General features: G+C 70.0%; 23 protein-coding genes. 14 read left to right on the forward strand and 9 right to left on the reverse strand.

Features of this window, described 5'->3' with window-relative positions; translation table 11 throughout:
* The first annotated feature begins 47 nt into the window (after positions 1–47).
* From ACIBQX_RS30730 to ACIBQX_RS30750, 5 genes are read left to right on the forward strand one after another with little or no spacing between them, the layout of a single operon-like run.
* Positions 48–1,691 carry an ABC transporter substrate-binding protein gene (locus ACIBQX_RS30730; RefSeq protein WP_397010562.1) on the forward strand — a complete coding sequence of 548 codons (1,644 nt, stop codon included), beginning with the start codon at positions 48–50 and terminating at the stop codon, positions 1,689–1,691.
* Between the two features lie 5 nt (positions 1,692–1,696).
* The gene (locus ACIBQX_RS30735; RefSeq protein ID WP_397010564.1) at positions 1,697–2,626 is read left to right on the forward strand and encodes an ABC transporter permease; all 930 of its coding nucleotides are present in this window, start codon (positions 1,697–1,699) and stop codon (positions 2,624–2,626) included.
* A complete protein-coding gene (locus tag ACIBQX_RS30740; RefSeq protein WP_397010566.1) occupies positions 2,619–4,526 on the forward strand; it encodes a dipeptide/oligopeptide/nickel ABC transporter permease/ATP-binding protein in 1,908 nt (635 codons plus the stop codon). Before ACIBQX_RS30735 ends, ACIBQX_RS30740 begins: the two co-directional genes overlap by 8 nt.
* On the forward strand, positions 4,516–5,499 hold the full coding sequence (locus tag ACIBQX_RS30745) for an ABC transporter ATP-binding protein (RefSeq protein ID WP_397010568.1): 984 nt from the start codon (positions 4,516–4,518) through the stop codon (positions 5,497–5,499). The genes ACIBQX_RS30740 and ACIBQX_RS30745 overlap by 11 nt, the downstream gene beginning before the upstream one ends.
* A 10-nt stretch (positions 5,500–5,509) precedes the next feature.
* Entirely contained in the window at positions 5,510–6,733 is a 1,224-nt protein-coding gene (locus ACIBQX_RS30750) for an acyl-CoA dehydrogenase family protein (protein WP_397010570.1), read from the forward strand.
* A 5-nt stretch (positions 6,734–6,738) separates the two neighbouring features.
* Here ACIBQX_RS30750 and ACIBQX_RS30755 read toward each other — a convergent pair whose 3' ends face one another.
* Positions 6,739–8,331 carry a hypothetical protein gene (locus tag ACIBQX_RS30755; RefSeq protein ID WP_397010572.1) on the reverse strand — a complete coding sequence of 531 codons (1,593 nt, stop codon included), beginning with the start codon at positions 8,329–8,331 and terminating at the stop codon, positions 6,739–6,741.
* A 246-nt stretch (positions 8,332–8,577) separates the two neighbouring features.
* Between ACIBQX_RS30755 and ACIBQX_RS30760 the strand changes: the two genes are divergently transcribed.
* From ACIBQX_RS30760 to ACIBQX_RS30770, 3 genes are all read left to right on the forward strand, one after another.
* Complete coding sequence (locus tag ACIBQX_RS30760; RefSeq protein WP_397010574.1) at positions 8,578–9,102, forward strand: ATP-binding protein; 525 nt, start codon at positions 8,578–8,580, stop codon at positions 9,100–9,102.
* Positions 9,103–9,192: 90 nt separating this feature from the next.
* Entirely contained in the window at positions 9,193–9,477 is a 285-nt protein-coding gene (locus tag ACIBQX_RS30765) for a hypothetical protein (RefSeq protein WP_397010576.1), read from the forward strand.
* Complete coding sequence (locus ACIBQX_RS30770; RefSeq protein WP_397010578.1) at positions 9,459–9,872, forward strand: DNA-binding protein; 414 nt, start codon at positions 9,459–9,461, stop codon at positions 9,870–9,872. Before ACIBQX_RS30765 ends, ACIBQX_RS30770 begins: the two co-directional genes overlap by 19 nt.
* A gap of 221 nt (positions 9,873–10,093) precedes the next feature.
* Here ACIBQX_RS30770 and ACIBQX_RS30775 read toward each other — a convergent pair whose 3' ends face one another.
* A complete protein-coding gene (locus ACIBQX_RS30775; protein ID WP_397010580.1) occupies positions 10,094–11,815 on the reverse strand; it encodes a hypothetical protein in 1,722 nt (573 codons plus the stop codon).
* A 92-nt stretch (positions 11,816–11,907) separates the two neighbouring features.
* Between ACIBQX_RS30775 and ACIBQX_RS30780 the strand changes: the two genes are divergently transcribed.
* From ACIBQX_RS30780 to ACIBQX_RS30790, 3 genes are all read left to right on the forward strand, one after another.
* Positions 11,908–12,360, forward strand: coding sequence for an NUDIX hydrolase (locus ACIBQX_RS30780; protein WP_397010582.1), 453 nt, complete (start codon positions 11,908–11,910; stop codon positions 12,358–12,360).
* Between the two features lie 77 nt (positions 12,361–12,437).
* Positions 12,438–13,067, forward strand: coding sequence for a hypothetical protein (locus tag ACIBQX_RS30785; protein WP_397010584.1), 630 nt, complete (start codon positions 12,438–12,440; stop codon positions 13,065–13,067).
* Between the two features lie 55 nt (positions 13,068–13,122).
* Positions 13,123–14,274, forward strand: coding sequence for a macrolide family glycosyltransferase (locus ACIBQX_RS30790; RefSeq protein ID WP_397010742.1), 1,152 nt, complete (start codon positions 13,123–13,125; stop codon positions 14,272–14,274).
* Positions 14,275–14,445: 171 nt separating this feature from the next.
* Here the strand turns inward: ACIBQX_RS30790 and ACIBQX_RS30795 are convergent, their stop codons facing one another.
* Positions 14,446–14,769, reverse strand: coding sequence for a hypothetical protein (locus ACIBQX_RS30795; RefSeq protein WP_397010586.1), 324 nt, complete (start codon positions 14,767–14,769; stop codon positions 14,446–14,448).
* Positions 14,770–14,949: 180 nt separating this feature from the next.
* Here ACIBQX_RS30795 and ACIBQX_RS30800 point away from each other — a divergent pair, with 180 nt between their 5' ends.
* Positions 14,950–17,466 (forward strand): glycoside hydrolase family 9 protein, encoded by a 2,517-nt coding sequence (locus tag ACIBQX_RS30800; protein WP_397010588.1) that lies wholly within the window; start codon positions 14,950–14,952, stop codon positions 17,464–17,466.
* 41 nt (positions 17,467–17,507) lie between these two features.
* Here the strand turns inward: ACIBQX_RS30800 and ACIBQX_RS30805 are convergent, their stop codons facing one another.
* Genes ACIBQX_RS30805 through ACIBQX_RS30820 form a run of 4 tightly spaced genes read right to left on the reverse strand, consistent with a single transcriptional unit; the run spans position 17,508 to position 20,655 of the window.
* The gene (locus tag ACIBQX_RS30805) at positions 17,508–18,137 is read right to left on the reverse strand and encodes a hypothetical protein (RefSeq protein WP_397010590.1); all 630 of its coding nucleotides are present in this window, start codon (positions 18,135–18,137) and stop codon (positions 17,508–17,510) included.
* Positions 18,134–18,883, reverse strand: a complete 750-nt coding sequence (locus ACIBQX_RS30810) for a MerR family transcriptional regulator (RefSeq protein ID WP_397010591.1) — start codon at positions 18,881–18,883, stop codon at positions 18,134–18,136. Before ACIBQX_RS30810 ends, ACIBQX_RS30805 begins: the two co-directional genes overlap by 4 nt.
* A gap of 33 nt (positions 18,884–18,916) precedes the next feature.
* Positions 18,917–19,567, reverse strand: a complete 651-nt coding sequence (locus tag ACIBQX_RS30815) for a response regulator (RefSeq protein ID WP_397010593.1) — start codon at positions 19,565–19,567, stop codon at positions 18,917–18,919.
* Positions 19,564–20,655 (reverse strand): sensor histidine kinase, encoded by a 1,092-nt coding sequence (locus ACIBQX_RS30820; RefSeq protein ID WP_397010595.1) that lies wholly within the window; start codon positions 20,653–20,655, stop codon positions 19,564–19,566. Before ACIBQX_RS30820 ends, ACIBQX_RS30815 begins: the two co-directional genes overlap by 4 nt.
* 123 nt (positions 20,656–20,778) lie before the next feature.
* Here ACIBQX_RS30820 and ACIBQX_RS30825 point away from each other — a divergent pair, with 123 nt between their 5' ends.
* Complete coding sequence (locus tag ACIBQX_RS30825) at positions 20,779–21,552, forward strand: lysostaphin resistance A-like protein (protein ID WP_397010597.1); 774 nt, start codon at positions 20,779–20,781, stop codon at positions 21,550–21,552.
* A gap of 308 nt (positions 21,553–21,860) precedes the next feature.
* Positions 21,861–22,718: a pentapeptide repeat-containing protein gene (locus tag ACIBQX_RS30830; RefSeq protein ID WP_397010599.1), complete on the forward strand. Its 858-nt coding sequence runs from the start codon at positions 21,861–21,863 to the stop codon at positions 22,716–22,718.
* Between the two features lie 81 nt (positions 22,719–22,799).
* On the opposite strand, the gene ACIBQX_RS30835 is transcribed toward ACIBQX_RS30830, so the two are convergent.
* Positions 22,800–23,543, reverse strand: a complete 744-nt coding sequence (locus tag ACIBQX_RS30835) for a class I SAM-dependent methyltransferase (protein ID WP_397010601.1) — start codon at positions 23,541–23,543, stop codon at positions 22,800–22,802.
* Between the two features lie 109 nt (positions 23,544–23,652).
* The gene (locus tag ACIBQX_RS30840; protein ID WP_397010603.1) at positions 23,653–24,855 is read right to left on the reverse strand and encodes an erythromycin esterase family protein; all 1,203 of its coding nucleotides are present in this window, start codon (positions 24,853–24,855) and stop codon (positions 23,653–23,655) included.
* Positions 24,856–24,949 lie beyond the last annotated feature (94 nt).

Here is a 24,949-nt window from a genome sequence, read left to right on the forward strand (position 1 = left end):
ATAGTACTATCGGTGAAATTGCGCCGGGGGCTGACCGGGAGGCACGGATGGAACGCTGCTGGAAGAGGGTGGCGGCACTTTCGCTGGCCACAGTGCTGCTTGTCGCGTGCAGCGGGCAACGGCCCGCCGCCGTTCAGGAGAGCGACGCGCCTGCCGGCCCGCCGTCACTGGCACTGTCACCGACACCGGGCGGACGGCTGGTCTACGGACTGAGCGCCGACGCCAACGGGCTGAACCCGGTCACCGACCAGTTCGCGGCCCAGAGCTACAGCATGGTCGGCACGATCATCGAACCCCTGGTGAGCACCGACGCCGACGGCGACTGGAAGCCGTACCTGGCGGAGTCGCTCACCCCCAGCAAGACCTATGACGAGTGGGCGATCAAGATCAGGGAAGGCATCACCTTCCATGACGGGATCGCCCTGACCGGTGCCGTCGTCAAGGCCAACCTGGAGGCGCAGAAGGCCTCACCGCTCAACAACGCGGTGCTCCTGCCCGTCGAGTCCATCGAACTCACCGACCCCATGACCGTCACGGTCAAGCTCAAGCAGCCCTGGGTGGCCTTCCCCAGCTACCTGGACGCCCAGATCGGCATGATCGTGCCGCCCAGCTCGCTGCGTGACCCCAAGACGGCGAGCCTCAAGCCCGTGGGCACCGGGCCGTTCATCTTCAAGGAGTACGTTCCCGACAGCCGGATGGTCGTGACCAAGAACCCCGGCTACTGGCGCAAGGGCCTGCCGTACCTGGACGAAGTGGAGTTCAGGATCCTGCCCGACAGCCAGACCCGCGCCCAGACGCTCGAAGCCGGCGGCATCGACGCCATGGGCACCTCGCGCGACGAGGACATCACCAAGTACGGCGCGCTCAAGGACGCCTACAGCGTGCACCGCGCACAGGGCATGGCCATCGCCGAGTACGCCTTCATGCTCAACACCGCCACCGCGCCGCTGGACGACGTACGGGTGCGCCGAGCGCTGGCCCACGCCACCGATCGCAAGGCCGTCATCTCGACCCTGCGCGGCGGGCTGACCGAGGAGGCCGACGGCCCCTGGTCCAAGGACTCCGCGTGGTACTCCGACGCGGGCGACTACCCCGCCTACGACCTGGCCAAGGCCACCGCACTGGTCAAGGAGGTGGAGGCGGAGAAGGGACCGGTCAGGTTCGAGGTGATCTCCACCCCGGACCCCAACACCATGCAGGGCGTCGAGCTGGCCCAGGACATGTGGCGCAAGGCCGGCATCGAGGTGTCGATCAAGCAGGCCGACCAGGCCGACCTGATCAACCGCGCCGTCACCGGCAACTACGGCGCCACGGTGTGGACGGCGTTCTCCTCCTCCGACCCCGACGAGGAGTACATCTGGATGCACCAGGCCTACGCCAAGCCGGTCGGCGAGATCTCGCTGAACTTCACCCGCCTCAAGGACGAGCGGCTCAGCAAGGCCTTCGACATCGGCAGGACCAACCCCGACGAGGGCGCCCGCAAGCAGGCCTACGCCACCGTCCAGGAGCGGCTGCGTGAGCAGGTGCCGTACGTGTTCATCGACCATCTCAACACCGGAGCCGTCATCGCCAGGGCGAAGGTGCACGGCATCGAGGAGCGGACCCTCCCCGACGGGGAGAAGGGCCTGCCGCTGACCGGCTCCCCCATCCCCTACCACCCGTTCTCCCACCTCTGGGTCAGCCCACGGTGATCCTCGTGCGCCGGCTCGGCCGGCTGATCATCGTGCTGCTCGTGGTGACGTTCCTGTCCTACGCGCTGCTGGCGCTGCTGCCGGGCGATCCGCTCACCCAGATCCTGGGCCTGTCGGCGACCGAGGAGGCACGCGCGCAGGTCAGCCGGGAGCTCGGCCTCGACCAGCCCCTGCTGGTGCGCTACGCCTCCTGGCTCGGCGGCCTGGTCACCGGCGACTTCGGCACCTCCTACATCAGCCGGGTACCGGTCGCCGACGAGCTCCTGGAACGGCTGCCGGTGACGCTGGAGCTGCTGGTCGCCGCGCAGATCGTCGCGCTGGGCCTGGCCGTCCCGGTGGCCGTGGCCGCCGCCCGCCATGCGGGCCGCGCGCTGGACCAGGTGCTCACCGCGGTGAGCTTCGCGCTGCTGTCCACTCCCGTGTTCGTGCTCGGCGTGCTGCTGATCCTGCTGTTCGCCGTCACCTGGCAGGTGCTGCCCGCCACCGGCTGGACGCCGATCTCGGTGGATCTGGGATGGAACATCACCTCGGTGCTGTTGCCCGCCGTCACGCTCGGCTGCGGGCAACTCGCGGTGTACGCGCGGCTGTTGCGCACGGACCTGATCGCGACCCTGCAGGAGGACTACATCACCCTGGCCAGGGCCCGCGGCCTGTCGCCGCGCCGCATCCTGTGGCGGCACGCGTTACGCCCGTCGGCGATCTCGCTGGTCACCGCCGTCGGGCTCAATCTCGGCGCGCTCATCGGCGGCACCGTGATCATCGAGACGCTCTTCGGCCTGCCCGGCATCGGGCGGCTCATCGTCGACTCCATCTTTTCCCGGGACTACCTGACGGTGCAGGGAGGCGTGGTGCTGATCTCGGTCGGTTACGTGCTGGTCAACTTCGCGGTGGACGTGGTCTACGCCGCCGTGGACCCGAGGATCCGGCGTGCGTAGGCGCTTCGGTCCCGGGTTCTGGATCGCGACGGCCTGGATCGGGCTGGTCCTGGCCGCCGCCGTCCTGGCCGACGTGCTGCCGCTCCCCCGCTACGACGAGACGCTGGCCGGCCCGCCGCAGTCGGGCCCCAGCCTCGCGCACCCCTTCGGCACCGACGGCCTCGGCCGCGACGTGCTCAGCAGGGTCGTGTACGGCGCCCGCGTCTCCCTCGGCGTGGGCATCGGCGCGGTCGTCCTCGGCCTGGCCGTCGGCGCCCCGCTCGGCGTCCTGGCCGGATACCGCAAGCGAGCCGCCGACGCCGTCATCATGGCCGTCAACGACGTCGCGCTGGCCTTCCCCGCCCTGGTCTTCGCGCTGGCCGTGGTGGCCTTCGCCGGGGCGAGCCTGCGCAACGTGCTCATCGTGCTCGGCGTACTGGGCGTGCCCGCGTGGGTACGGCTGATCCGCGGGGCCACCCTCACCTTCGCCGAGCGCGAGTTCGTGCTGGCCGCGCGGGTGCTGGGGGTTCGCGACCGCCGGATCCTCTGGCGGGAGATCATGCCCAACGTCGCGGTGCCGGCCGCGTCGTACGCCTTCATCGGGATGGCCGTGGTCGTGGTCGCCGAGGGCAGCCTCGCCTTCCTCGGCCTGTCGGTCCAGGCGCCCACCCCCACCTGGGGCGGACTCATCAACGAGGGCCGCACCCTGCTGGAGAACGCGCCGCACGTCGTGCTCGCGCCCTCGGTGGTCATGTTCCTGACCGTCCTGTCGTTCAACCTGGTGGGCGACCGGCTCAGGGCGCTCAGCGACGTACGGCAGAGCGGGCTGGAGCCGGTGCGGCAGGCGGCGGCGGTGCTGCCGGCCGGTGCCCCCGCGCAGCCCGTCGCCGACGCCCTGCTGCAGGTCGACGACCTGCGCACGCACTTCGTCACCCCACGCGGCGCCGTCAAGGCCGTCGACGGCGTGTCCTTCACCCTGCGGCGCGGCCGCACGCTGGCCATCGTGGGCGAGTCCGGCTCCGGCAAGTCCATGCTGATCCGCTCCATCCTCGGCCTGCTGCCCGGCACGGACGTCGCCCGGGGCGGCCACGTCCTCCTGGAGGGCGACGACCTCACCGCGCGCACCCCCGAGGAGCTGCGCCAGGTGCTCGGCCGCAGGCTGGGCACCGTCTTCCAGGACCCGATGACGGCGCTCAACCCGGTCCGCACCATCGGCACGCAGGTGGCCGAGCCGCTGCGGGTGCACCTCGGCATGAGCCGGCGCGCGGCCCGCGAGGAGGCCGCCCGGCTGCTCGCCTCCGTCGGCATCCCGGACCCCGATCGCCTGCTCGACCGCTACCCGCACCAGCTGTCCGGCGGCATGCGCCAGCGCGTCACCATCGCCATGGCCCTGTCCTGCGGGCCCGACGTGCTGTTCGCCGACGAGCCCACCACCGCGCTCGACGTCACCATCCAGGACCAGGTGCTGCGGCTGATCCACCGGCTGCGCAAGGAGCGCGACATGGCCGTCGTGCTGGTCAGCCACGACCTGGCGGTGGTGCGGGAGTGGGCCGACGATGTCATCGTGATGTACGCGGGCAAGGTCGTCGAGCAGGGGCCCGCGGACCAGATCTTCGAACGGACCCGCATGCCGTACACCGAGGCTCTGCTGCAGGCGGCGCCCCGCCTGACCGACCCCGCGCACCACCGGCTGCGCGTCATCCCCGGCCGGCCACCGGACCTGGCCGCCACCCTCGGCGGCTGCCCGTTCCACCCGCGCTGCGCCCACGCCCGGGACAGGTGCGCCACCGAGGCGCCCCCGCTGCTGGCCGAGACCCCCGACCACCGCTACGCCTGCTGGCACCCGACCGGCCCGGCCGCCACCGAAACGACCGTCGCTGAAGCAGCCCGAGTCGAAGGAGCCGACACTCATGGCCGGTAGCGGCACCGCGCACCTGCGTCCCCGCGACGAGGTGCTGCTCCAGGTGGAGAACCTGGTCGTGGAGTTCCCCGCCGGCCGGGGCCGGACCGTCAGGGCGGTCTCCGGGGTGAGCTTCGATCTGGTCAAGGGCGAGACCCTGGGCATCGTCGGCGAGTCCGGTTGCGGCAAGTCGAGCACCGCGCGGGCGCTCATCCAGCTCCCGCCGCCGCGCTCGGGGTCGGTGCGGCTGGACGGCGTCGAGCTGACCGGGCTGCGCGGCGAGGCGCTGCGGCGGACCCGGCGACGGCTCCAGATGATCTTCCAGGATCCGATCTCGTCGCTGAACCCGCGCCGCCGCGTCCGCGACATCGTCGCGGAGGGGCCGCGGGTGTGGGGCGCGGGCGCCGGCGACGTGGACGAGGTGCTGGAGGCCGTGGGGCTGGACCCGGCGACCGCGGCGGTCCGGCGACCGCACGAGTATTCGGGTGGGCAGTGCCAGCGCGTCTCCATCGCCCGTGCCCTCATCCTGGAGCCCGAGGTGGTGATCTGCGACGAGCCGGTGTCGGCGCTGGACGTCTCGGTGCAGGCGCAGATCCTCGGCCTGCTGGAGGATCTCAAGGAGCGTTATCGGCTCACGCTGGTGTTCATCGCCCACGACCTGGCCGTGGTCAAGAACGTCAGCGATCGGATCCTGGTGATGTACCTGGGCAAGACGTGCGAGCTGGCCCCCAGCGAGGAACTGATCGCGCGTCCCGCCCACCCCTACACCAGGGCGTTGCTCGCCTCCATCCCCGGCAGCGGACTCGGCCTGCCTCCGGCGGACCAGCTCATCGACGGCGAACCGCCCTCCCCCGTCAGCCCGCCCACGGGCTGCCGCTTCCGCACCCGCTGCCCTCGGGCGGCGGCCAGGTGCGCGCAGGAGGAGCCCCAGATCCGCCCGCTGAACGGCGGCTCCCACTTCGTCGCCTGCCACTTCCCCGAGATATCCGACTGAAGGAGGATTTATGGCCATAGATTTCACCCTTGCGCCCGAGCATGAGGAGATCCGCAAGCGGGTCCGTACCTTCATCCACGAGGTCGTGATCCCGGCGAGCGCGGAGCTGAGCGAGCGCGACCGGGACGGCTACCTGCGCGGCATCTTCGCACTCCGCGAGCAGGCCAAGGCCGAGGGACTGTGGCTGCCGCACATGCCCAAGGAGTGGGGCGGCATGGGCCTGGGCCACGTGGAGCTGGCCATGGTGCAGTCGGAGGCGGCCAAGACCCGGCTCGGCCCCTGGGTGCTCAACTGCAGCGCTCCCGACGAGGGCAACATGCACACCCTGCTGCACTGGGCGACCGACGAGCAGAAGGAGCGCTACCTGCGCCCCCTGCTTTCCGGTAGCAAAATGTCCTGCTTCGCGATGACCGAGCCGGAAGTGGCCGGATCCGACCCCACCCTCATCCGCACCCAGGCCGTACAGGACGGCGACGAGTGGGTGATCAACGGCCACAAATGGTTCATCTCCAACGCCCGCCGGGCCAGTTTCGCCATCCTCATCGCCAGGACCGAGCTCGACGTGCCGGAGGGTGCCCGGGGCGCGAACACCGCCTTCCTCATCGACCTGCCGCAGGAGGGCTGGAACGACGTCCGCGAGGTCGAGACCATGCACGGTTCGACCGGCCACAGCGAGATCGTCATCAGCGACCTGCGCGTCCCCGACGGCCAGATCCTCGGCGGCCGGGGCAACGGTCACCGGCTCGGCCAGTATCGCCTCGGCCCGGCCCGCCTGGCCCACTGCATGCGCTGGATCTCACAGGCGGAGACGGCCCTGGACATGATGGTCGACCGCGCCCTGAACCGCTACAGCCACGGCTCACTGCTGGCGGAGAAACAGGGCATCCAATGGCTCATCGCCGACTCCGCCATGGAGCTCTACCAGTGCAAACTCATGGTCCTGCACGCCGCCTCCAAAATCGACAAAGGCGAGGACTTCCGCACCGAGGTCTCCATGGCCAAACACTTCGTCGCCAACAGCCTCAACCGCATCATCGACCGCGCCATCCAGGTACACGGCGCCCTGGGCTACTCCACCGACACCCCACTGGCCGGCATGATGCAACACGCCCGCTGGGCCCGCTTCGCCGACGGCGCCGACGAGATCCACCAGATGCGCATCGCGGAGCGCACCATAGCCGCCTACCAAGCCACCGGCTCCACCAACGCCGCCACCGGAGGCCTCCCCCTCTGACACGATCAAGCCTTGCTTACTGGCCCCGTCGAAGTGAGGCCACAGGATCGCAGGGTCTCGTCCAGATGGCGTACGTAGGTGGTGGTCGCCCAGGGTTCCAGTCGGGCTCGTGCCTGGTTGATCTCGTGGGCGAGCCGGGCCGAGCTGTGCTGTCTGGTGATGTGGGCGGCCTCCGTGAGTTTGGCCGCCGCCTCGGGAATCTCCTTGGCCAGGGTCATGGCGCTGGAGTACCGGGCGAGCACCAACCCATGCTCTCTCTTGAACTTCGAGTCATGCTCGGCCAGATATCGCTCGACCGCTTTCAGGGCGTCCCTGGGTTGATTCAGCTGGATCAGCAAGGCGGACCTTCTCGATTCCACCGCTGCTGGTGAGACCCAGGACAGAAACGCCGGTTCGTTGTTCCTCGGCGCCCCGGCGGATGCCCGCGCGTTCTCATGCGCGCGGGCGCTCTCCGCAGCTTCACCCTTGGCGGCGTGGGCGAGCGAAAGCAGCGATCGGTGGAGTGGGGCCAGAAGCTTGCTCGGGGATTGGACGGCCCAACTCTGAAGGGCGAAGGCATGGTCGAAGACGGCGGCAGTCCGGTTCTGATCGGCCGCTATCCTCCCCAACCAGTAGTGCATGTAGCCGATCAGAGTTGAGTCTCCGAGGTCAAGTGCCGCGCGCAGCCCGTCAAGCAGCGATTGTTCTGCCGTCGGATAATCAAGCAGGTCGTAGGCGAGGTAACCGGCCAACTGGGCCAACTGCGTATGCGTAGCAAGCAACCGGTCGCGGAGGCAGGGCGCCATCGACTCGCGTGCGAGGAGTCTTCCCACTGCCGCTCGCTGACCGTTGACCACCGGTAGCAGCGTTGCAGGGCCAGACAGTTCGTCAGCTCGCCTTGCGTACGACAGCATTTTCTCGAAGGTTCGTATGCCGGTCTCGTCGATCCGCCAGGTGCTGCGGAGCACTCCGGCCAGACGTTCCTCTTCGTCAGGGGTGAGGATGCGCAGCAGGTCGAGCGCTTGGCTGCCACCGAAGACGAGGGCCAGTTCGAAGAGTAGTTCCCGTCGTTTCACGTCGGTCTCCTCGATGTCGATGGCGCGCAGCAACCGCACGCACGCCGGCGCGTCCCATGCTGTCTTGCCCAAGGAGGTAAGTCCTGCATCGGTCTCCGAGGTGACACGATTGTCGCGATCCGGCCGGGTGGGCTGGTTGGCGTCGAGATGGCGGAAATCCGTGTCGCCGATCAAGGAGCGATCGGCGGCGTCGTACGAGGCCATGACCTCAGCGGACAGCAGGCTTCGGGATGCGGTCTGATAGATCTCGGCCAGCATGGTGAGCAGCCGGGCCGGTGGTCGGCGACCCGTTTGTGGCCAGCCTTCATAGTCGTACAGTCGTGAATCGCGCAGGGCGGCGGTGCCCGCCGGGTCGGCGTCGTTGACCAGGGCCACCACGTCGGCTCCCGTGCGGCCGTGCGCCAGCCGATACAGCCGCAACGGGCTCACCTCGTGCGTGAGCGCGAGCACCTCGGCGATCTGATCCCAGGTGAGACCCTTCTCACGAAGTTGCTTACTCCAAGAGCGAGCCTGCAGCAGTGCTCGGTAGCTCTCGCCGGACATCCACACCACCTCCACGCCTAAATCGCCTACTAATAGTAAAGGGAAAGTCACGTTCCGCGATGATGGAAGGGCTGGGATTCCAGACGGCAGCGGGGCCAGATCATGGGTATGGGCAGATTCGGGCAGGTCGGCAGTGACGTCGGGCGGGTGGCCCGTGAGGAGTGGGTGGGGGTCCACCTGGTGCGGCCGACGGGACAACGTATGAGGTGAAGAGCCGAACCCCTACGTGTCCACGGAGAGCCACCAGTGCACAACATCACCGAACGGGCGGACGTACCTCTGCTCATCCCCCGGCAACGCGAGCAGGACCCGAGCGCCGCCCCGTCCGGCCCGATCCTCCGCGAGCACATCGACGCGATGATCGACCTGCACCCCGGCGGCCTGACCTGGCGACGCACCTTCCCCGGCACCCTCGACCAGATCCCGCACGCCCGCCACTTCACCCGCTACCTTCTGACCGACTCCGACTGCCGCCACGACGCCGAACTGATCGCCGGCGAACTCGCCGCGAACGCCGTCCGACACACCGCCAGCGGCCACCCCAACGGGACCTTCATCGTCGAGATCACCCGTACGACGGCCACGACCACCATTGCGGTCTACGACTGCGGCTTGGGCGGCGTCCCCCGCTTCGGCAAACTCTTCGGGCTCGACGCGGAGCACGGCCGGGGCCTGGCCATCGTCGCCGCACTCGCCGACCAGTTGGGGTACGAAGGCGACGAGGAGATGGGTCACCAGGTGTGGGCGCGGATGCTCCAGCCCAGTGGCTAAGACGAGGACATGCCAGCCGCTCACCTTCACGCCAGCTGTCGGCAGCCGTTTCCCAAGACGAGATTCCTACTTGTTTGATAATGTTGCGTCATGGGTGAGATCTCTTACAGCATCGGCGAAGGGCCAGCCGCCAGAGTCAGCCTTTCCCTGCCGGAGGGCACCGCAGCGGCGATTCGTGAGCGCGTCGGCAAACGCGAGTTCTCCGCTTTCATCGCTGCCGCGGTCGAGCGCGAGCTACGCGGCCAGATCCTGGATGACTACCTGGCGGACTACGAACGCCGCAAAGGTCCGATTTCGGAACAAGCGCAGGAACGGACGCGCCAGATCTTCGATGAGGTATTCGCGGAAGAAGACCGGTGGCCAACCGCAAGCTGAGCCACGAGGGCACGCTCGTCCTCGACTGCGAGGGACTCGCCAAGTTGATCGAGGATCACGAGAACACGGTCTCCATGGTCGCCGGAGCACGCAGCCGTGGCATGGAGGTCGTCATCAACGCTTTGACGATCGTGGAGGCCACTCACCGCCGCAGCAATCATGCCCGGCTGGCCTGGCTCCTTTCCGGCATGCGCATTTCGCCGGTAGGCGACAAGGAAGCCAAGGCGGCTTCCGCGCTGCTGCTCGACACGGGCTTGCATGGGCACAAGTACGCCATCGACGCCATCGTGGCCGAGATGGCCATGCGACAGCAGCGACCCGTCGTCCTGGTCACCTCGGACATCGACGACATGACCAAGCTCTGTGGAGATCGCGTGCGCCTCGTCGGCCTATGAACCGGTCATGCCGCCAGCCGTTCCGGGCCTCGGCCTCTGACTCGCGGACAGTCACCTCTTGCCTGGAACGGCGCGGGCACACCCCTGTGGTACACGTCCGCGGCGGCGGCACCGAGTACGCCTCCACGCCGGGCTAGCTAGGTTTTCGTACCGGCTTGATTACGGTCGGTCGCCGTCTTCGACAAGGTGTTCGCGAGCAAATGTGGGGACAGCCGAACGGGTCAGGGGGTTTTGCGGGGGCGGTGCTCTACGACGTGGTCGCCGGGGCCCGGGTAGGACATGATGAGCAGCCGCCAGGCTCCCTGTTCGTCCCCCTTCCAGGGGATCTGGCTCACGTGGACGCGGATCCGGTAGTGGCCTTTGCCGTGGGCGGCGAGGTCCGGGAGCGGGGCGCTGCCCAGCCCGTCGCTCAGGACGACGCTGCCGTCCGGGCTCTGGTAACCGACCTCGACGACGTGTGCCCAGCCCTCGGTCTCCATCGGCGGGCGGCGGGCGTACGTTTCGACGGTGACGCAGGAGCGGAGTGAGGTGCTGGCGAAGACGATGAGGTGGCCGGGTGCCGAGACGACCAGGTCGTTCTCCTGCGCGCGTTCCATCAGGTCGTCTTCGAAGGGGTCGTCCTCCGCTCCCTCTTCGTACGCCTCAAGGGGCAACTCCGGCCAGATGGGACTCTTCACCACCGTCGCCTTCACGGGCTTGATCAGGGGGCGGTGGCGGGGCACCTTGGCGCATCTGCGCTGCTGCGCCGCCTCCCAGGCCAGCAACTCGCGCTGCTCGGCGTCGGCCGCCGCCTTCAGCGTGGCGGCGGCGGGAGGGCAGATGCCCGCCAGGAGGGTCGCCAGGTCCGCCGGGTCGAGACCGTCGCTCTCGCGGAGCCCGGCCAGCTCACGCGGGTCGGCGCGGGTGTAGACGCCGCACAGGCGGTGCCCGTAGACGATCAGCAGGCCGTCCGGCATGTCCTGCGCGAACGACGGCTTGCCTGATGTGCGCACTTCGCACACGAACGCCCGCCCACCTGTGATCGGCGGACGCGCGTACCACCGCCGGTCTTCTTCCGCCCGCTCGCAGGCTCGTGCCGTGGTGACGGGCCCGGGCGCGTGGTCCGACACCGGGACGAGGACGAGGACCGCGATCGTGACCGTACAGGCGAGCGCCACCCGTAACGGTCCGCGAGGGCCGTGCCCGCGTCCGGGCGCCGACTCCTCCCGACGGCTCCCGAGTTCGTGCGCGGTACGGGCCAGCCATACCAACCCGAACACCTCGAACACCTGGTTACCGATCGAAAACCAGTAGAAGGTGGCAAGACCTTCCGGGACGAGGGTGGAAACAGTCACCGGCAAGAAGAAGTCCGCTGCCAGCACCGCTCCCGACCACACCGTGGTCCGGCTCCACCGGCCGTCCCTCGCCTGGGCGGCCAGCGTCAACACCATCCAGACGAACCACGGCAACCCGAACAGACGAACGTAACCGACATCGAGCACCATGTACGTGAGCCCGGCCACCGGAATGTACACCCCCGCCACCAGCGCGACCGTCCGCACCGCCCTGGGAGCCTGGTTGAGCACCCGATAAAGCAACACCACCAGAGCCACCCACAGGGCGTCCTCCAGGATGTCGACCCACCACGGTGAGGGGACGAACTCGAAGACCAGCGACGCGTACAGGACTGCTCGTAGGAGACGAGCGTCCCGGGCCGACTCGGCTTTCCCCTTCATGGACCGCCCGCGCAGGATCTGCCACAGCCCCCAGCCCTGCAACACCCCCAGGGCGACCATCGGCAGCGCCGTCGCCCACCCGCCAGGACCGCGGCCGATGACGCCGATGGGGAGCCAGAAGTGGTCGATGTCATCGGTCACCACAGCGACGGCAGCCGACACGACGACCACGGCGACGAATCCCCCGGCCACCACGGCGGCGACCCAGCCGAACCTGTAGCGGCTCATCGGTCACTTCCTCGCATTTCCGGGCAGGGGGCGCCCCACCCTAGCGAAGATCAAGTCCTACACTTACGCGGGCGCCGTACGGAGGAGGTCGGATGGGGATCGTCGGGGTGGGGGTCGTGCTGACGGACCCGCAGGGGCGGATTCTGCTGGGCGAGCGGATCAAGGCCGGTGAGGAGCCGTCCTGGTGCCTGCCGGGCGGCGCGGTGGAGCCGGGCGAGACCTTCGAGGCCGCCGCCGTACGCGAGCTTGAGGAAGAGACCGGCATCGGGGACGCCGGCCTGCCCCGGGTCACGGCGGTGATCGTCGACCACCCCGGCGACGTCGTGCGCGTCACCGCAGCGGTGGCCATGGACACCGGACCATTGGCCGGCGACCCTCAGGGCGTACCGCACACGATCGAGTCGGGACGGCCGCGCGTGACCGAGCCGGAGGTGTTCCGGTCATGGCGGTGGTTCGCCCCGGATCAGTTGCCCGCGCCGCTGTTCCCCGCCACCGCCCAGGTGCTGGAGGCGGCACCGGCGACCCGCTACCGCGTGGCGGGTTGAGCGAGAGCCACCGCACTCGGCGACCACCCGCTACCGGGTCGGTTGAACCGATCGTCCGCGCCGCACGTCACGTAGGCATGGCAGCTCGGATATTCGCCGCACTCGTGCTGGTGGTGGCCTTTCTCACGGTCGGTGGCGTCGGGACGGCGCTGGCCTGCTCCTGCGCCGATATCGCGGCGAAGCAGCGGATGCGGGACTCGGACGCGGTGTTCACCGCGACCGCCACGGCCGTCCAAGTCGACGAGGAGATGCTGGGCGGCGGTCAGGTCATCGCCACGCTGCACGCCGACCACGTCTACAAGGGCGATCCGGGCCGTGAGATCGAGGTGGTCACCAAGGCGCAGGGGGCCGCCTGCGGCTACGACTTCGTGGCGGGCAGGCGTTACCTGATCTTCGCCAAGGCTCGCCCCGAGGGGCTGACCACCTCGCTCTGCTCGGGCAACAGGGACGTGCCGCCCGGCGACCGGCCGCTTCGTCCCTCTGACCGGACCTCCGGGTTCACCCCTCTCGACCCCGAGCTGTTCACCGCCCTGGGCACTCCGCACCGGCCCGCCCTGGACGCCCCCGACCCGACACCGGCCAGCGCCGCCCATCGACCTGACACCACCTCGGGCGACCCGGTGCCCCTGGCCGTCCTGGCCCTGGTGGCGATCGTGCTCACGGCGGGCCTGGCGTGGGCGATCAGGAGGTTCCGGCGCGCGGGCTAAAATCAGCAGCACTCCGCAGACCCGAAACGAGTGATCCGCCGTGTCCCATATCGCGATGGTCGGCATCCCCGCCATCAGTCACATCCTGCCCAGCCTGGAGATCATCCGGGAGCTCGTGGCGCGCGGCCACCGGGTGACGTACGCCAACGACCCGCTGGTGGCCGACGTGATCACGGCCACCGGCGCCGAGCTGGTCCCGTACACCTCGACGCTGCCGGTCACCGACCACGACTGGCCGGACGACCCGATCGCCGCGATGGGCGTCTTCCTCGACGACAACATCCAGCGGTACGCGGCGCTGCGGGCCGCCTACGACGACGACCCCGCCGACCTCTACCTGTACGACATCGGCGGGTACGCGGGTCGTGCCCTGGCCGAGTCGCAGGGCAGGCCCGTGGTGCAGCTCTCACCGTCGATGGTGGCCTGGAAGGGCTACGAGGACGAGGTCGCCGCGCAGTTGTGGGAGCTGCCGGGCGCCTCGGCGTACCGGGCGAAGTTCGCGGAGTGGCTCGCCGGGGCCGGGGCGACGACCACGGACATGGAGAGCTTCTCCGGCCATCCGCCGCGCTGCCTGGCCACCATCCCCCGGGCGATGCAGCCGCACGCCGACCAGGTGGATCCGGACGTGGTGACGTTCGTCGGCCCGTGCTTCGGCCCCCGGACCGACCAGGGCGGCTGGACCCGCCCAGCCGACGCCGCGAACGTGCTGCTGATCTCGCTCGGCTCGGCCTACACCCGGCAGCCGGAGTTCTACCGCAGCTGCCTGGCGGCGTTCGGCGAGCTGCCCGGCTGGCATGTGGTGCTGCAGATCGGCAAGCACACCTCGGTGGAGGAGCTGGGCAGCGTCCCGGCCAACGTCGAGGTGCACTCCTGGGTGCCGCAGCTCGCGATTCTGGAGCAGGCGGACGCGTTCGTCACGCACGCGGGGATGGGCGGCAGCAGCGAGGGCCTGTCCACCGGCGTGCCGATGATCGCGGTGCCGCAGGGCGTCGACCAGTTCATGAACGCGGACCGGCTGGTCGAGCTGGGGGTAGCCCGTCGTATCGACACCGCCGACGCGACCCCGGAGGCGCTGCGGTCGGCCCTGCTGGAGCTCACTGCCGACCCCGAGGTGGCCCGCCGCTCGGCGCGGCTGCGCGCCGAGGCACGGGCCGAGGGCGGCACCACCCGCGCCGCCGACCTCCTGGAGGCCGTGATCGCTGACTGAGCCCGGTTCACCGGGGTCGGTACGTGTCGGCGAGATGGTCATGGAATTCGGCGTGTCGGAATTGCTAGTGCGGGCCGACCGCACGCAGCAGTCCCAGCCGGTGCGCATCTTCCAGGAACGGCATCAGCTTGCGGGGAAGACGCCCGGCCCATGCCAGCCGGTAGTTGGCTATCAGGTACGCAAGCCACGCATGGTGACGGCCGACCGCGAACCCGGCCGTGAGCCCCAGCACAGAGATTCGCACCAGATGTAGGACGCCACGTCCGCCGAGGTGGCGGCTTTCGCGGCAACCGCCCGGCGCCGCCACAGCAGCAGCGGCACCAGCAGCGTCGGGAACAGCAGCGGAATGCCCACGACCTGGGCGACGTTCGCCGCAGTCTGCAGGCCGTCCTTGCTGAACAGCGTGATTCCCACCAAAGCGAGCACCGCCGCCAGCCCGGCGATCGAAGCCCACCAGCCCAGCACGTACCGCCACGAAGCGCCGTTCCTCGCCATGAACCCATTCTGGCGATCAAGCAGGTCCGACCGTCGATTCCGATGAAAGTTTCATCCCGTAACCGGGAGACCTGTCCAGCCCGGCACCCCCGACGGTCGGCTACATGGTGCGGGCTCATTGACGGCAGGACCGGGGCGGCCGAAGATCCTGGGAGCGCTCCCAACCCCCCGAGGACCCCCATGACCGGACGCCTGGCCGCAGCAGCGGCCCTTCTCCTGATGATCGCTCTGACCCCCGCCCCGGCCCACGCCGACGAAGGCCCGGAGCAGATCGTGAACGGCACCTTCGACACCGGAACCGCCCCCTGGTGGAGCACCGGCAACCTGACGCTGGAGCTCGACGACGGCCGCCTGTGCGCCGACATCCCCGGCGGCACGATCAACCCGTGGGACGCCATCATCGGCCAGAACGACCTGCCCCTGGTCGAGGGCGAGACGTACGGCTACGCGTTCAGCGCCTCGGCCACCCCGGCCAAGGTCGGCAAGGCCCTCATCCAGCTCCCCGTCGATCCGTACACGCAGTATCTGTCGGCCAGTCCCGAGCTGAGCGTGTCAGGCAACGCCTACTCCTACACCTTCACCTCCCCCGTCACCCTGCCCAACGCCCAGGTCGCCTTCCAGCTGGGCGGCAGCGCCGAGCCCTGGCGGTTCTGCATGGACGACGTGTCGCTCAAGGGCGGCGCGGAGCCCGAGGAGTACGTGCCCGACACCGGCCCGCGCGTGCGCGTCAACATGGTCGGCTACCTCCCCACCGGCCCCAAGAACGCGACGGTGGTCACCGACGAGACCGCCGTACTGGAGTGGCAGCTCAAGAACGCGAGCGGCACGACCGTCGCCAAGGGGAAGACCGAGCCGGCGGGCGTGGACGCCAGCTCCGGCCAGAACGTCCAGACGATCGACTTCGGCTCCTACCGCGAACCGGGCACCGGCTACACCCTCGTGGCCGACGGCGAGACCAGCCGCCCGTTCGACATCGCCGCCGACCTGTACGACGAGCTGCGGGTGGACGCGCTGAAGTTCTACTACACCCAGCGCAGCGGCATCGAGATCCAGGACGCGCTCAGACCTGGTTACGCCAGGCCCGCGGGCCACCTGGGCGCGCCGCCCAACCAGGGCGACACGAGCGTCCCCTGCCAGCCTGGCGTCTGCGACTACACGTTGGACGTCCGTGGCGGCTGGTACGACGCGGGCGATCACGGCAAGTACGTGGTCAACGGCGGCATCTCGGTCCACCAGCTGATGGCGCTGTACGAGCGCGACCGGGCCGCCTTCGCCGATGGCGCACTGGGCATCCCGGAGAGCGACAACGGCGTGCCCGACGTGCTGGACGAGGCCCGCTGGGAGCAGGAGTTCCTGCTGAGCATGCAGGTCCCGGAGGGCGAGGCGCTCGCCGGCATGGCCCACCACAAGATCCACGACGCCGCCTGGACCGGGCTGCCGCTGCTGCCGCACCTCGACCCGCAGCCCCGCGAGCTGCACCCGCCGTCCACCGCCGCCACCCTGAACCTGGCCGCCACCGCCGCCCAGGCCGCCCGCCTGTACGCGCCGTACGACGCCGGCTTCGCCGCCACGAACCTCCAGGCAGCACGCCGCGCCTGGGCCGCCGCGAAGGCGAACCCCGCCCGCTACGCCGACCCCAACGACGGCGTGGGCGGCGGCGCCTACTCCGACGGCGACGTCACCGACGAGTTCTACTGGGCCGCGGCCGAGCTGTACCTCACCACGGGTGAGCAGGAGTTCGAGGACTTCGTGCTCGCCTCGCCGCACCACACCGGCGACATCTGGCGCCAGCGCGGCTTCGACTGGGGCAACACCGCCCAGCTCGGCCGCCTGGACCTGGCGACCGTGCCCAACACCCTGCCGGATCGCGATCGGGTGCGCGCGTCGGTGGCCGAGGGCGCCGACAAGTATCTCGCCGTCCTTCAGGCGCACCCGTACGGGATCCCGTACGACCCGCCGGACTACGACTGGGGCTCCAACAACCTGGTCCTGAACAACATGGTCGTCCTGGCCACCGCGTACGACACGACCGGCGAGGAGAAGTACCGCACGGCCGTACGGGAGGGCATGGACTACATCCTCGGCCGCAACGCGCTCAACCAGTCCTACGTCACCGGCTACGGCGAGGTCGCCAGCCAGAACCAGCACAGCCGGTGGTACGCCCGCCAGCTCAACCCCGAGCTGCCCAACCCGCCGCGCGGCACCCTGTCCGGCGGCCCCAACTCGGCCATCCAGGACCCGATCGCGCAGCGGCTGCTACAGGGCTGCGAGCCGCAGTTCTGCTACATCGACCACATCGAGTCCTGGGCCACCAACGAGCTGACGATCAACTGGAACTCGCCGCTGGCCTGGATCTCGTCCTTCCTGGCCGACCGGGGCGGGCCCGGGTCCTGCGAGGTCCGTTACACCGCGCACGGCTCGTGGCCGCAGGGCTACACCGGCCAGGTCTCGATCAAGAACACCGGTAAGAAGGCGATCGACGGCTGGAGCCTGCGCTGGGCGTTCCCGGGCACCCAGCGGGTCCGCGACGCCTGGGGCGTGAAGGTCTCCCAGTCGGGCCCGGTGGTGAAGGCCGAGAACCTGAGCTGGAACCGTACTATCAAGCCGGGCCGCACGGTGACGTTCGGCTTCACCGGCGCGGGCGCGCCGGGGACGGCCCCCGAGGTCTTCCACCTGAACGGAGGCCGCTGCGGCTGACACCTGACCGGAGCGCCCGCCCTTCAGGGGGCGGGCGCTCCCTAACCGAGAAGATCGCGGGCCTTACTGGGCAGCAGGGCCGACTGCACCACGGCGGGAGCGTCGGCGAAGAAGCGGACCACGCCGACCTCGGCGGTCCGGCCCATCGGGCGCACGATCGTGATCGGCTCCGACAGCTGCACCACCACGTTGACCTGTGACGACACCGCCACGGTCAACCGGTCGTCCGCCACGCTGATCAGCCCCGACTCGTTGTAGCTGCGCACCACCCGCACGGAGGAGATCAGCTCACGCGGGATGCGTACGTCCAGGAACGCGCCGTACCGGACCCGCAACTCCCCGGCGGTCACGACGTGCGGCCGGGTGACGCACGCGGCCACGACCGCGAGCCCGATGAGCACCCCGTACACGTCCAGCACCAGCACCAGCACGCGCAGCCAGCCGACGACGTCCATCGCCTGCAGCAGCAGATCCACCGCCACCGTCTCGACGGCCATCATCGCCAGCATGATCACCATCGTCGTGGACTGCGCCCGCGAGTAGGTCACCTCGGTCGCGCCCGGCGGCACGCCGTGGCGGCGGCGCAGCACCCACAGGCCCACGCTCCGCATGCCCATCACGTCGAAGGCGGCGATCCTGCGCACCACCTGGGGCACCCTGGCGAGCCTCACATCTTCTCCTTCAGTACGGCCACCATCAGCCTGAACACCTCGGCCTGGGCGGGCGACAGCTCCTCGGTCATGGCCGCCAGCCACGGCGCCCCGTCCTCGGGCAGGTTGCCGAGCACCCCCTTGACCAACTCCTCGGGAAGGTGAGCGGCCAGGTCCGCGGCGACCTCGGCGACCCTGGGGTCCGCCGGATCGGCGTCGGTGAGCTCGTCCAGCCGCTCGTACAGCTCGTGCCCGCGCGCCGCCGCCTCGGGCTCGGCCAGCGGCCGCAGCAGATCGACCACCCGATCGCGCTCGCTCGCCTCGGCGACGGTGCCCATCAGGGTGAGCATCTCCCTGTCCATCTCGGCGAACCTCGACCCTCCGCCGGTCAGATCGCGCAGCACCGCCGCCAGGTCAGCGGAGACCGCCGCGACCGCGCTCAGATCCGGCTCGGCCAGCAGCCCCGCCAGCCTGGCCCGCCGCGCGCCGATCTCCTCCTGCTGCCTCGCCAGGTCGGCGTCCAGCTCGACCAGCACCTCACGCAGGTCCTTGCCCCGGTCGTCGGCCAGCACGTCACGGATCTCGTCCAGCGACAGCCCCAGCTCGGCCAGCCGCCGCACCCGCGCGAGCAGCACGGCATCGCGCAGCCGATACTCGCGATAGCCGTTGGCCAGCCGCACGGGCTCGGGCAGCAGCCCCAGGTGGTGGTAGTGCCGCACGGTCCGGGTAGACACCCCGGCCAGCGCGGCGAGCTCGCCGATCCGCATGCCCCCATTAGAAACGTTGCCGCTACGTCAAGGTCAACCGCCGTGACCCGACCGGCCCGTCAGGCGCAGGGCCAGTTGGGTGCGATCGCGCAGGTTCAGCTTGCGCAGCACGCTGGAGACGTGGTTCTTCACCGTTCCCTCGGTGATGAACAGGCGGGCGGCGATCTCCCGGTTAGCGGCGCCGGCGGCCACCATCCGCGCCACTTCGAGCTCCCGGGCCGACAGAAGCTCCTGGCCGGGGAACGCGCCGTGTGCCGGTCGACGTCGTAGGTCGGCGACCAGCCGGGCGGCGACCGGGTTGCTCAGCACGGTCTCGCCGCGGCTCGCCTGCCGGATGGCCGCGACCAGTTCGTCGGGTGAGCAGTCCTTGAGCAGGTAGCCGACGGCGCCGCCGCGCAGCGCGCCGAAGATGTAGTCGTCCTCGTCGAAGGTGCTGAGCACGATCGCCGCCACCGAAGGATGCTCGACCGTCAGGCGGGTGATCAGCTGCACGCCGTCCATCCGGGGCATCCGGGCGTCCACGAGGGCCACATCAGGGCGGGTCTCGCCCACCACCGCCAGTGCGGCGACCCCGTCGGCGGCCTCGCCCACGACCTCGATGCCCTCCTCGATCTCCAGCAGCTTGCGCAGGCCCTGCCGCATCAGCTCCTGATCGTCGACCAGCAGCACCCGGACCGCGTTCACGACGGCAGCTCCGCGCGCAGCTCGAAGCCCCTGGCCGCGTTTCCGCTGGTGAGATCGCCGCCGAGCGCCTTGACCCGATCGGCCAGCGAGCTCAGCCCGAACCCGTGGCCATGATCATCGTCACGGCCCTTGCCGTCGTCGGCGACCACGAGCACGACCTTCCCCTTCTCGAACGCCAGCGTGCCGCGTACGGACTCGCCTTCGGCGTGCCGGAGGGCGTTGGTGAGCCCTTCCTGCAGCACACGGTAGAGCACCAGTTCGGCGTCGGGCTCCAGCGGGCGTTCGGTCCCGGTCACCTCGAAGGCGACCCGGACGCCGGTGCCGGTGAAGGAGTCCGCCAGCCGCTGGAGCGCGGCGCTGCCCAGGTGACCGTTGAGGGCGAGCGGGCGCAGCGCGCGCACCCATCGGCGAGCGTCGGCCAGCGCCGCGATCGTGAGCTCCTTGGCCTGGTGCACTTCCTCCCAGGCGGCGACGGGCCGGCTGTCGCGGAAGCGTTCGGCGTTCTCCAGCCCCACCTTGATCACGGTCAGGTGGTGGCCGATCGAGTCGTGCATCTCCGCCGCCATCCTGGCGCGCTCCTCGGCGACGGTCAGCTCCCGCACCCGTTCGGCGAGGTGCCGGGCCCGCAGCACCGCCGACGCCATCCCCATGGAGAACGCGGCCAGCACCGCGATCGCCGCCGTCTCGACCAGCGCCTCGACGATCGTCCTGCCGTAGACCACGGGCATGACCACGACCATGATCGCACCGAACACGGCGAGGATGGCGGCGGCGACCCGCATGCCGTACACGAAGGCGAGGTTGGTCATGCCGATGAGCAGCAGGGGCATGTGCGTGCCGGCCGCCCCGGTGAGCCCCAGCGCCAACGCGCCCGCCAGGAACGCGGGGGCCACCAGGCGACGACCACGGCCGGGCCGCCACGGCATCACCGGCCAGAGCCCGCACAGCAGCGCGACGTCAGCGAGGAACAGGACCCGGTGCCACGCATCGCTGGGCGCCGCCAGGTTGATCATGACCGTGGCGCCGAGCACCAGCCAGAACACCACGCTGAGGAGAGCCGGACGGTCGGGATCACGCAACCACGCCATAAGACCAACCTACGATCCCGCCGAAGTCCCGACATCCCACCCGAGTAACCATGACCTTGGTCATGGTGCTCTCTATCTCCGGCCCGATGCGCGGCGGACCCGCGCGTTCGTAGCGTGCCTGGCATGAGAACCCTCTGGGCCGTCCTCCTCGTCATCGTCGTCATGTTCGCGCAGATCTTCATCGGCTCCAGCCCCGCCTTACTGCTCCTCGACCAGGCGAATCCGCTGCGGGAGCCCCTCGGCGCGATCGGCGTCACGCTCACCGCGCTCCTGCTCGTCCACCTCGTCCGCCGATTCCTCGACCGGCGGCCGTGGTCGGCCCTGGGCTGGCGGAACCCGTCCCATGTCCTGCTCGGCGTGCTCGCGGGCGCTGTGCCCCCGCTCGCCGCGAGCGGGCTCTCCCTCGCCGTAGGCGCGTCCACCTGGGTGTCGGTCGACGCCTCCGCCTATGTCTGGCTGCCGCTGGCCGCCGTCGTCATCCTGCTCGGCCAGGCGTTCCCGGAGGAACTGCTCTGGCGCGGCCACCTCGTCGACACCCTGTCGGTACGACTGTCGCCACGGGCAGTCGTGATCATCAGCTCGGCCGGATTCGGCGTCCTGCACATCTTCTCCCAGAGCCCGGCGAGCACCCTCATGGAGAAGCTGCTCTACGTGGTCATGGCCGTGGCGCTCGGCTTCGCGTGCACGGCGGCACGGGTACGCGGCGGCGGGCTCTGGATGGCGGTCGGCGTGCACTGGGGCTTCCACCTGGGCCTGCGCGTGCTGCCCCTCCAGCCGGTGCACTACGGCGTCACGCTCGTGCTGCTGACCATCACTCTCACGCTGGCAGGAGTCCTGCTGCTCAGGGGCCAGAGCGAGCGGACGGCGAGCTCACAGAGCCCGGCCCCGACCCGGTAGCGGCGGTCACCTTCGTCGCACCGGGGCGGATTCCCCGCACCGGTGCCGGGTGGCCGGCCTGCGGTAACGGTTGGGGAACCGTGACACCGCCCGCACGCCGGAAGAGATGCAATAGGGGCATGAGAGCCAGGCAGCCGCGCCTACCGGCCCGGCAGGTCCTTGCGGCGGCGACCGCGACCAGGGCACGTCGCATGGCCGAAACCGCAGCAGCGGCGGCTCCTCCGCCTGCCCCACCCCGCCCGGTGCCCTGGGCGCGGCGGTGGGTACGCCGATTACTGTGGCTCCTCCCCCTGCTGGTGGGGATCGTCGTGGCCGCCGTCGCGGCGACCGACGAGAGCATCCCGGACTGGGGACGCTGGACCCTGGCCGGTACCGCCCTGGCCGGGGCCGTCGGCCTCGGCATCGCCGTCCTCATCGGGCCGGCCTCACGCCGCCTCGCAGGCGAACGCCACCCGCTCACCCAGGCCGAGCGTCAGCAGATGACCGCCACAGAACGCGTAGAGGCCGTCAACGCCGCCCGCCACACCCTGATCCAGGCCGCGACGGGGCTGGTCGTCATCGGCGGTGTCGTCTTCACGGCGCAGGGCTTGTGGTACACGGCGCAGTCCCTCGACGCCTCCCGGCAGGCCCAGCGGACCGCTGAGCAGGGGCAGATCGCCGACCGGTACACCAAGGCCGTGGAACAACTCGGCGCCACGAAAACGAACATCCGTCTGGGCGGCATCTACGCCCTGGAACGGCTCGCGCAAGATTCCCCGCGCGATCATCAAACCGTTTACGACGTGCTGGCCGCGTTCGTTCGCGAGCGCGACCGGAAACCCGTTGAAGAAGGAGTGCAATCGTCCTTCGACCCCGCCGCTGACACGCAAGCCGCATTGACCGTCATCGGCCGTCGAAACGGCACCCGAGATGTGAGTGCACTCGACCTGTCCCGTAGCCTCCTTCATGGCGCGTTCCTGGACCGCGCGAACCTTCGCGGCGTGAACCTGTTCAACGCGGACCTGGGCAGCGCGGACCTGAACGGCGCGGACCTGACCGGGGCGAATCTGACCGGCGCCAACCTGACCGACGCGAACCTGATCGGCGCGGACCTGAGGCGCGTACGCGGGGTCACAGAGGACGAAATCAGGAAAGTGGCCCGTGTTGATAAGACCACGAAATTCTGATCGCATCTGGCCACTCAAGGCTTGATCGACAGGCGGCGCGATGCGGCGTCGCGCCCGAACACCTGACGGCTGTGCCACGTCTCAGCCCTGCTTCACCAGCGCGACCAAGGTGTAGACGGGGTCAGGGCGTGGCCGGTCCTGGTCGGGCAGGTCGCCCAGTCGGCTGCCGAGCTCGGCGAGAGCAGCGGCGTCCATCCGGCGGCCCCATGAGCTCTCCGGGATCACCTCACGCCATCCGCGAGGACTGCGGCCCTGCCCGAGCCCGGCGAACGTCGTACGACCCGCCATCCTGAGCCCCAGCCCCGAACCCACCTCCAGCACCCGGTCGAGCGCGTCGCTCGGCGGCGGAGTGTGCGCGTCACCCGCCGGGCCGACCAGCGCGGCGACATCGTCGCCGGTGCGATAGGCGGCGGCGCTCTTGTCGACGGTGGTCAGGAGCGCCCCGCCCGGCCGCAGCGCCCGTGCCGCCTGTGCGAGCACGGCGGCGGAGCCGGCCAGGTCCAGCAGGTGGAGCAACCAGATGATGGTGACCGCGTCCGCCGACCCGTCCGCGAGAGGCAGCCGGGCCGCGTCGCCGCGCACCACCGCGCCCGGCAGCCGGGACGCCGCCACCCCCGCCATCCCGGCCGACCGGTCCACGCCGGCCACCCGCCGCCCCGGCCGCCGCAGCCGGGCGGTGACGATCCCCGTACCGCACGCCACGTCCACGACGACCCGCGCCCCCTCGGGTAGCAGCCTCTCCACCGCCTCCGCCGCCGCCTCGGCGCGGGCGTCCCCGCCTCGCGTCGCGTCGTAGCGTGCGGCCTCACGGTCGTAGTCGAGCAAGGTCAACCGCCTTAACTGAGCCGGGGTGTACGGGCGCATATGACGGTATATGTCGGCTAGGTGGAGAGCGAGGGGCCAAGGCGCCCGGGCCAGTGATCGCTGAGGGGGCCTAGCCTCGCGGGGAGTCCTTGACCCAGACGACCCCGTCGATCCCGGCCAGGTGGGCCGGGTCCAGCGAGGCGTAGCCGAACCAGGGGGACACGCGGGGAGCCGGCAGTGCGCCGACCAGGTCGGTGGCCAGCCGGTGGGCGTCGACGAGGTAGCGGTCCTCGGGGAGGGCGTACAGGAGCCCTTCGAGAGTGTCCGGGGGCGGGGTGTCCACTCCCTGGTGCCGGATGGTGCCGAGCGCCATGGCCAGGAAGGCGTACTCCTCGCCCAGATGGGCGCTCACGATCGCGCCGGCGCTCCACCACTCCAGCGGCAGGCCGCCCATCCGCATCGAGCTCTTCGCCCGCTGGAGATGGCTGTTGTGGGCGAAGACCAGCGCCGGGCCCCGTTCGGCGACGGCGAGGAGGTTGCGGGCCATCATCGAATCCCGTACGCCCAGCAGGCGCGTCAACCGGCTCGGTGACGGGTCGGCCATCCAGAAGTGGTAGCGCAGCAGGCCGGTGGCGGTGCGCCCGTACAGGCTCGCCCGGTCGAAGCCCTCCCGCGAGGACGCCGCGATCAGGTGCGGCGTCTGCGCGTCGAGCAACGCCACCAGGTCGTCGGCGAGCAGCCGCAGCTCCCTGGCCTCGGCCGACTGCCCCACGGACGCGGACGGGTCCATCATCGTGGCAGGGTCGGTCCACCGGTCGTCGGCGCCGAGCAGCCGGTCGAGCGTTTCGGCGGTGCAGGGCAGCAGGTCCGCGTCGCCCCAGGTGGCGAGGTAGTCATGGAGTGCGGTGAGGACCTGCCGGGGGCTCTCGGGGCCGCTGATCTCCAGGGGGCCGTCGAACCCGGCGAAGCGCAACTGCTCGGACGCGGGGCGGGCGTCGTTGTAGGCGCGCATCCAGCGGACGAGCTCGCGGTTGGCCTCGGACGCGCCGAACCCATGGCTGAAGCCGCGTTCCATGGCCTCGTCAAGGGTGCCCGTGCCCGAGGTGACGTAGTCGTCCACGGCCAGGCCCGCCATGCAGTCGCTCTCGATCGCGATCGCCCGGTAGCCCTCCTGCTCGACGAGCTGCCGGAAGAGCTCGTTCCGAACGTCGAGCAGGGTGTCCTCGCCGTGGGTGGGCTCGCCCAGCGCGAGCAGCCGGGGCCGGGCCGGGAGGAGCCTCATGATGGTGGCCACCTCAATGGCATGAACGATGTCCTTGATGCCAGTTGTCATACCTTAAAGAATATCGTTCAATATATCGGTTGAACCTTTTCCGATATTTCACCAGTTCGACAGAGCAAAACCTTAAAAGCGGACGGTACGGCCC

Source organism: Nonomuraea sp. NPDC049714, from assembly GCF_044465295.1.
In the GTDB taxonomy this organism is placed as follows: domain Bacteria; phylum Actinomycetota; class Actinomycetes; order Streptosporangiales; family Streptosporangiaceae; genus Nonomuraea.

Coding starts and splice junctions, on each gene's coding strand:
- ACIBQX_RS30730 (WP_397010562.1), top strand. CDS start 48: ATGGAACGCTGCTGGAAGAGGGTGGCGGCACTTTCGCTGGCCACAGTG.
- ACIBQX_RS30745 (WP_397010568.1), top strand. CDS start 4,516: ATGGCCGGTAGCGGCACCGCGCACCTGCGTCCCCGCGACGAGGTGCTG.
- ACIBQX_RS30750 (WP_397010570.1), top strand. CDS start 5,510: ATGGCCATAGATTTCACCCTTGCGCCCGAGCATGAGGAGATCCGCAAG.
- ACIBQX_RS30755 (WP_397010572.1), bottom strand. CDS start 8,331: ATGTCCGGCGAGAGCTACCGAGCACTGCTGCAGGCTCGCTCTTGGAGT.
- ACIBQX_RS30765 (WP_397010576.1), top strand. CDS start 9,193: ATGGGTGAGATCTCTTACAGCATCGGCGAAGGGCCAGCCGCCAGAGTC.
- ACIBQX_RS30775 (WP_397010580.1), bottom strand. CDS start 11,815: ATGAGCCGCTACAGGTTCGGCTGGGTCGCCGCCGTGGTGGCCGGGGGA.
- ACIBQX_RS30780 (WP_397010582.1), top strand. CDS start 11,908: ATGGGGATCGTCGGGGTGGGGGTCGTGCTGACGGACCCGCAGGGGCGG.
- ACIBQX_RS30785 (WP_397010584.1), top strand. CDS start 12,438: ATGGCAGCTCGGATATTCGCCGCACTCGTGCTGGTGGTGGCCTTTCTC.
- ACIBQX_RS30790 (WP_397010742.1), top strand. CDS start 13,123: ATGGTCGGCATCCCCGCCATCAGTCACATCCTGCCCAGCCTGGAGATC.
- ACIBQX_RS30795 (WP_397010586.1), bottom strand. CDS start 14,769: ATGGCGAGGAACGGCGCTTCGTGGCGGTACGTGCTGGGCTGGTGGGCT.
- ACIBQX_RS30800 (WP_397010588.1), top strand. CDS start 14,950: ATGACCGGACGCCTGGCCGCAGCAGCGGCCCTTCTCCTGATGATCGCT.
- ACIBQX_RS30810 (WP_397010591.1), bottom strand. CDS start 18,883: ATGCGGATCGGCGAGCTCGCCGCGCTGGCCGGGGTGTCTACCCGGACC.
- ACIBQX_RS30820 (WP_397010595.1), bottom strand. CDS start 20,655: ATGGCGTGGTTGCGTGATCCCGACCGTCCGGCTCTCCTCAGCGTGGTG.
- ACIBQX_RS30825 (WP_397010597.1), top strand. CDS start 20,779: ATGAGAACCCTCTGGGCCGTCCTCCTCGTCATCGTCGTCATGTTCGCG.
- ACIBQX_RS30840 (WP_397010603.1), bottom strand. CDS start 24,855: ATGACAACTGGCATCAAGGACATCGTTCATGCCATTGAGGTGGCCACC.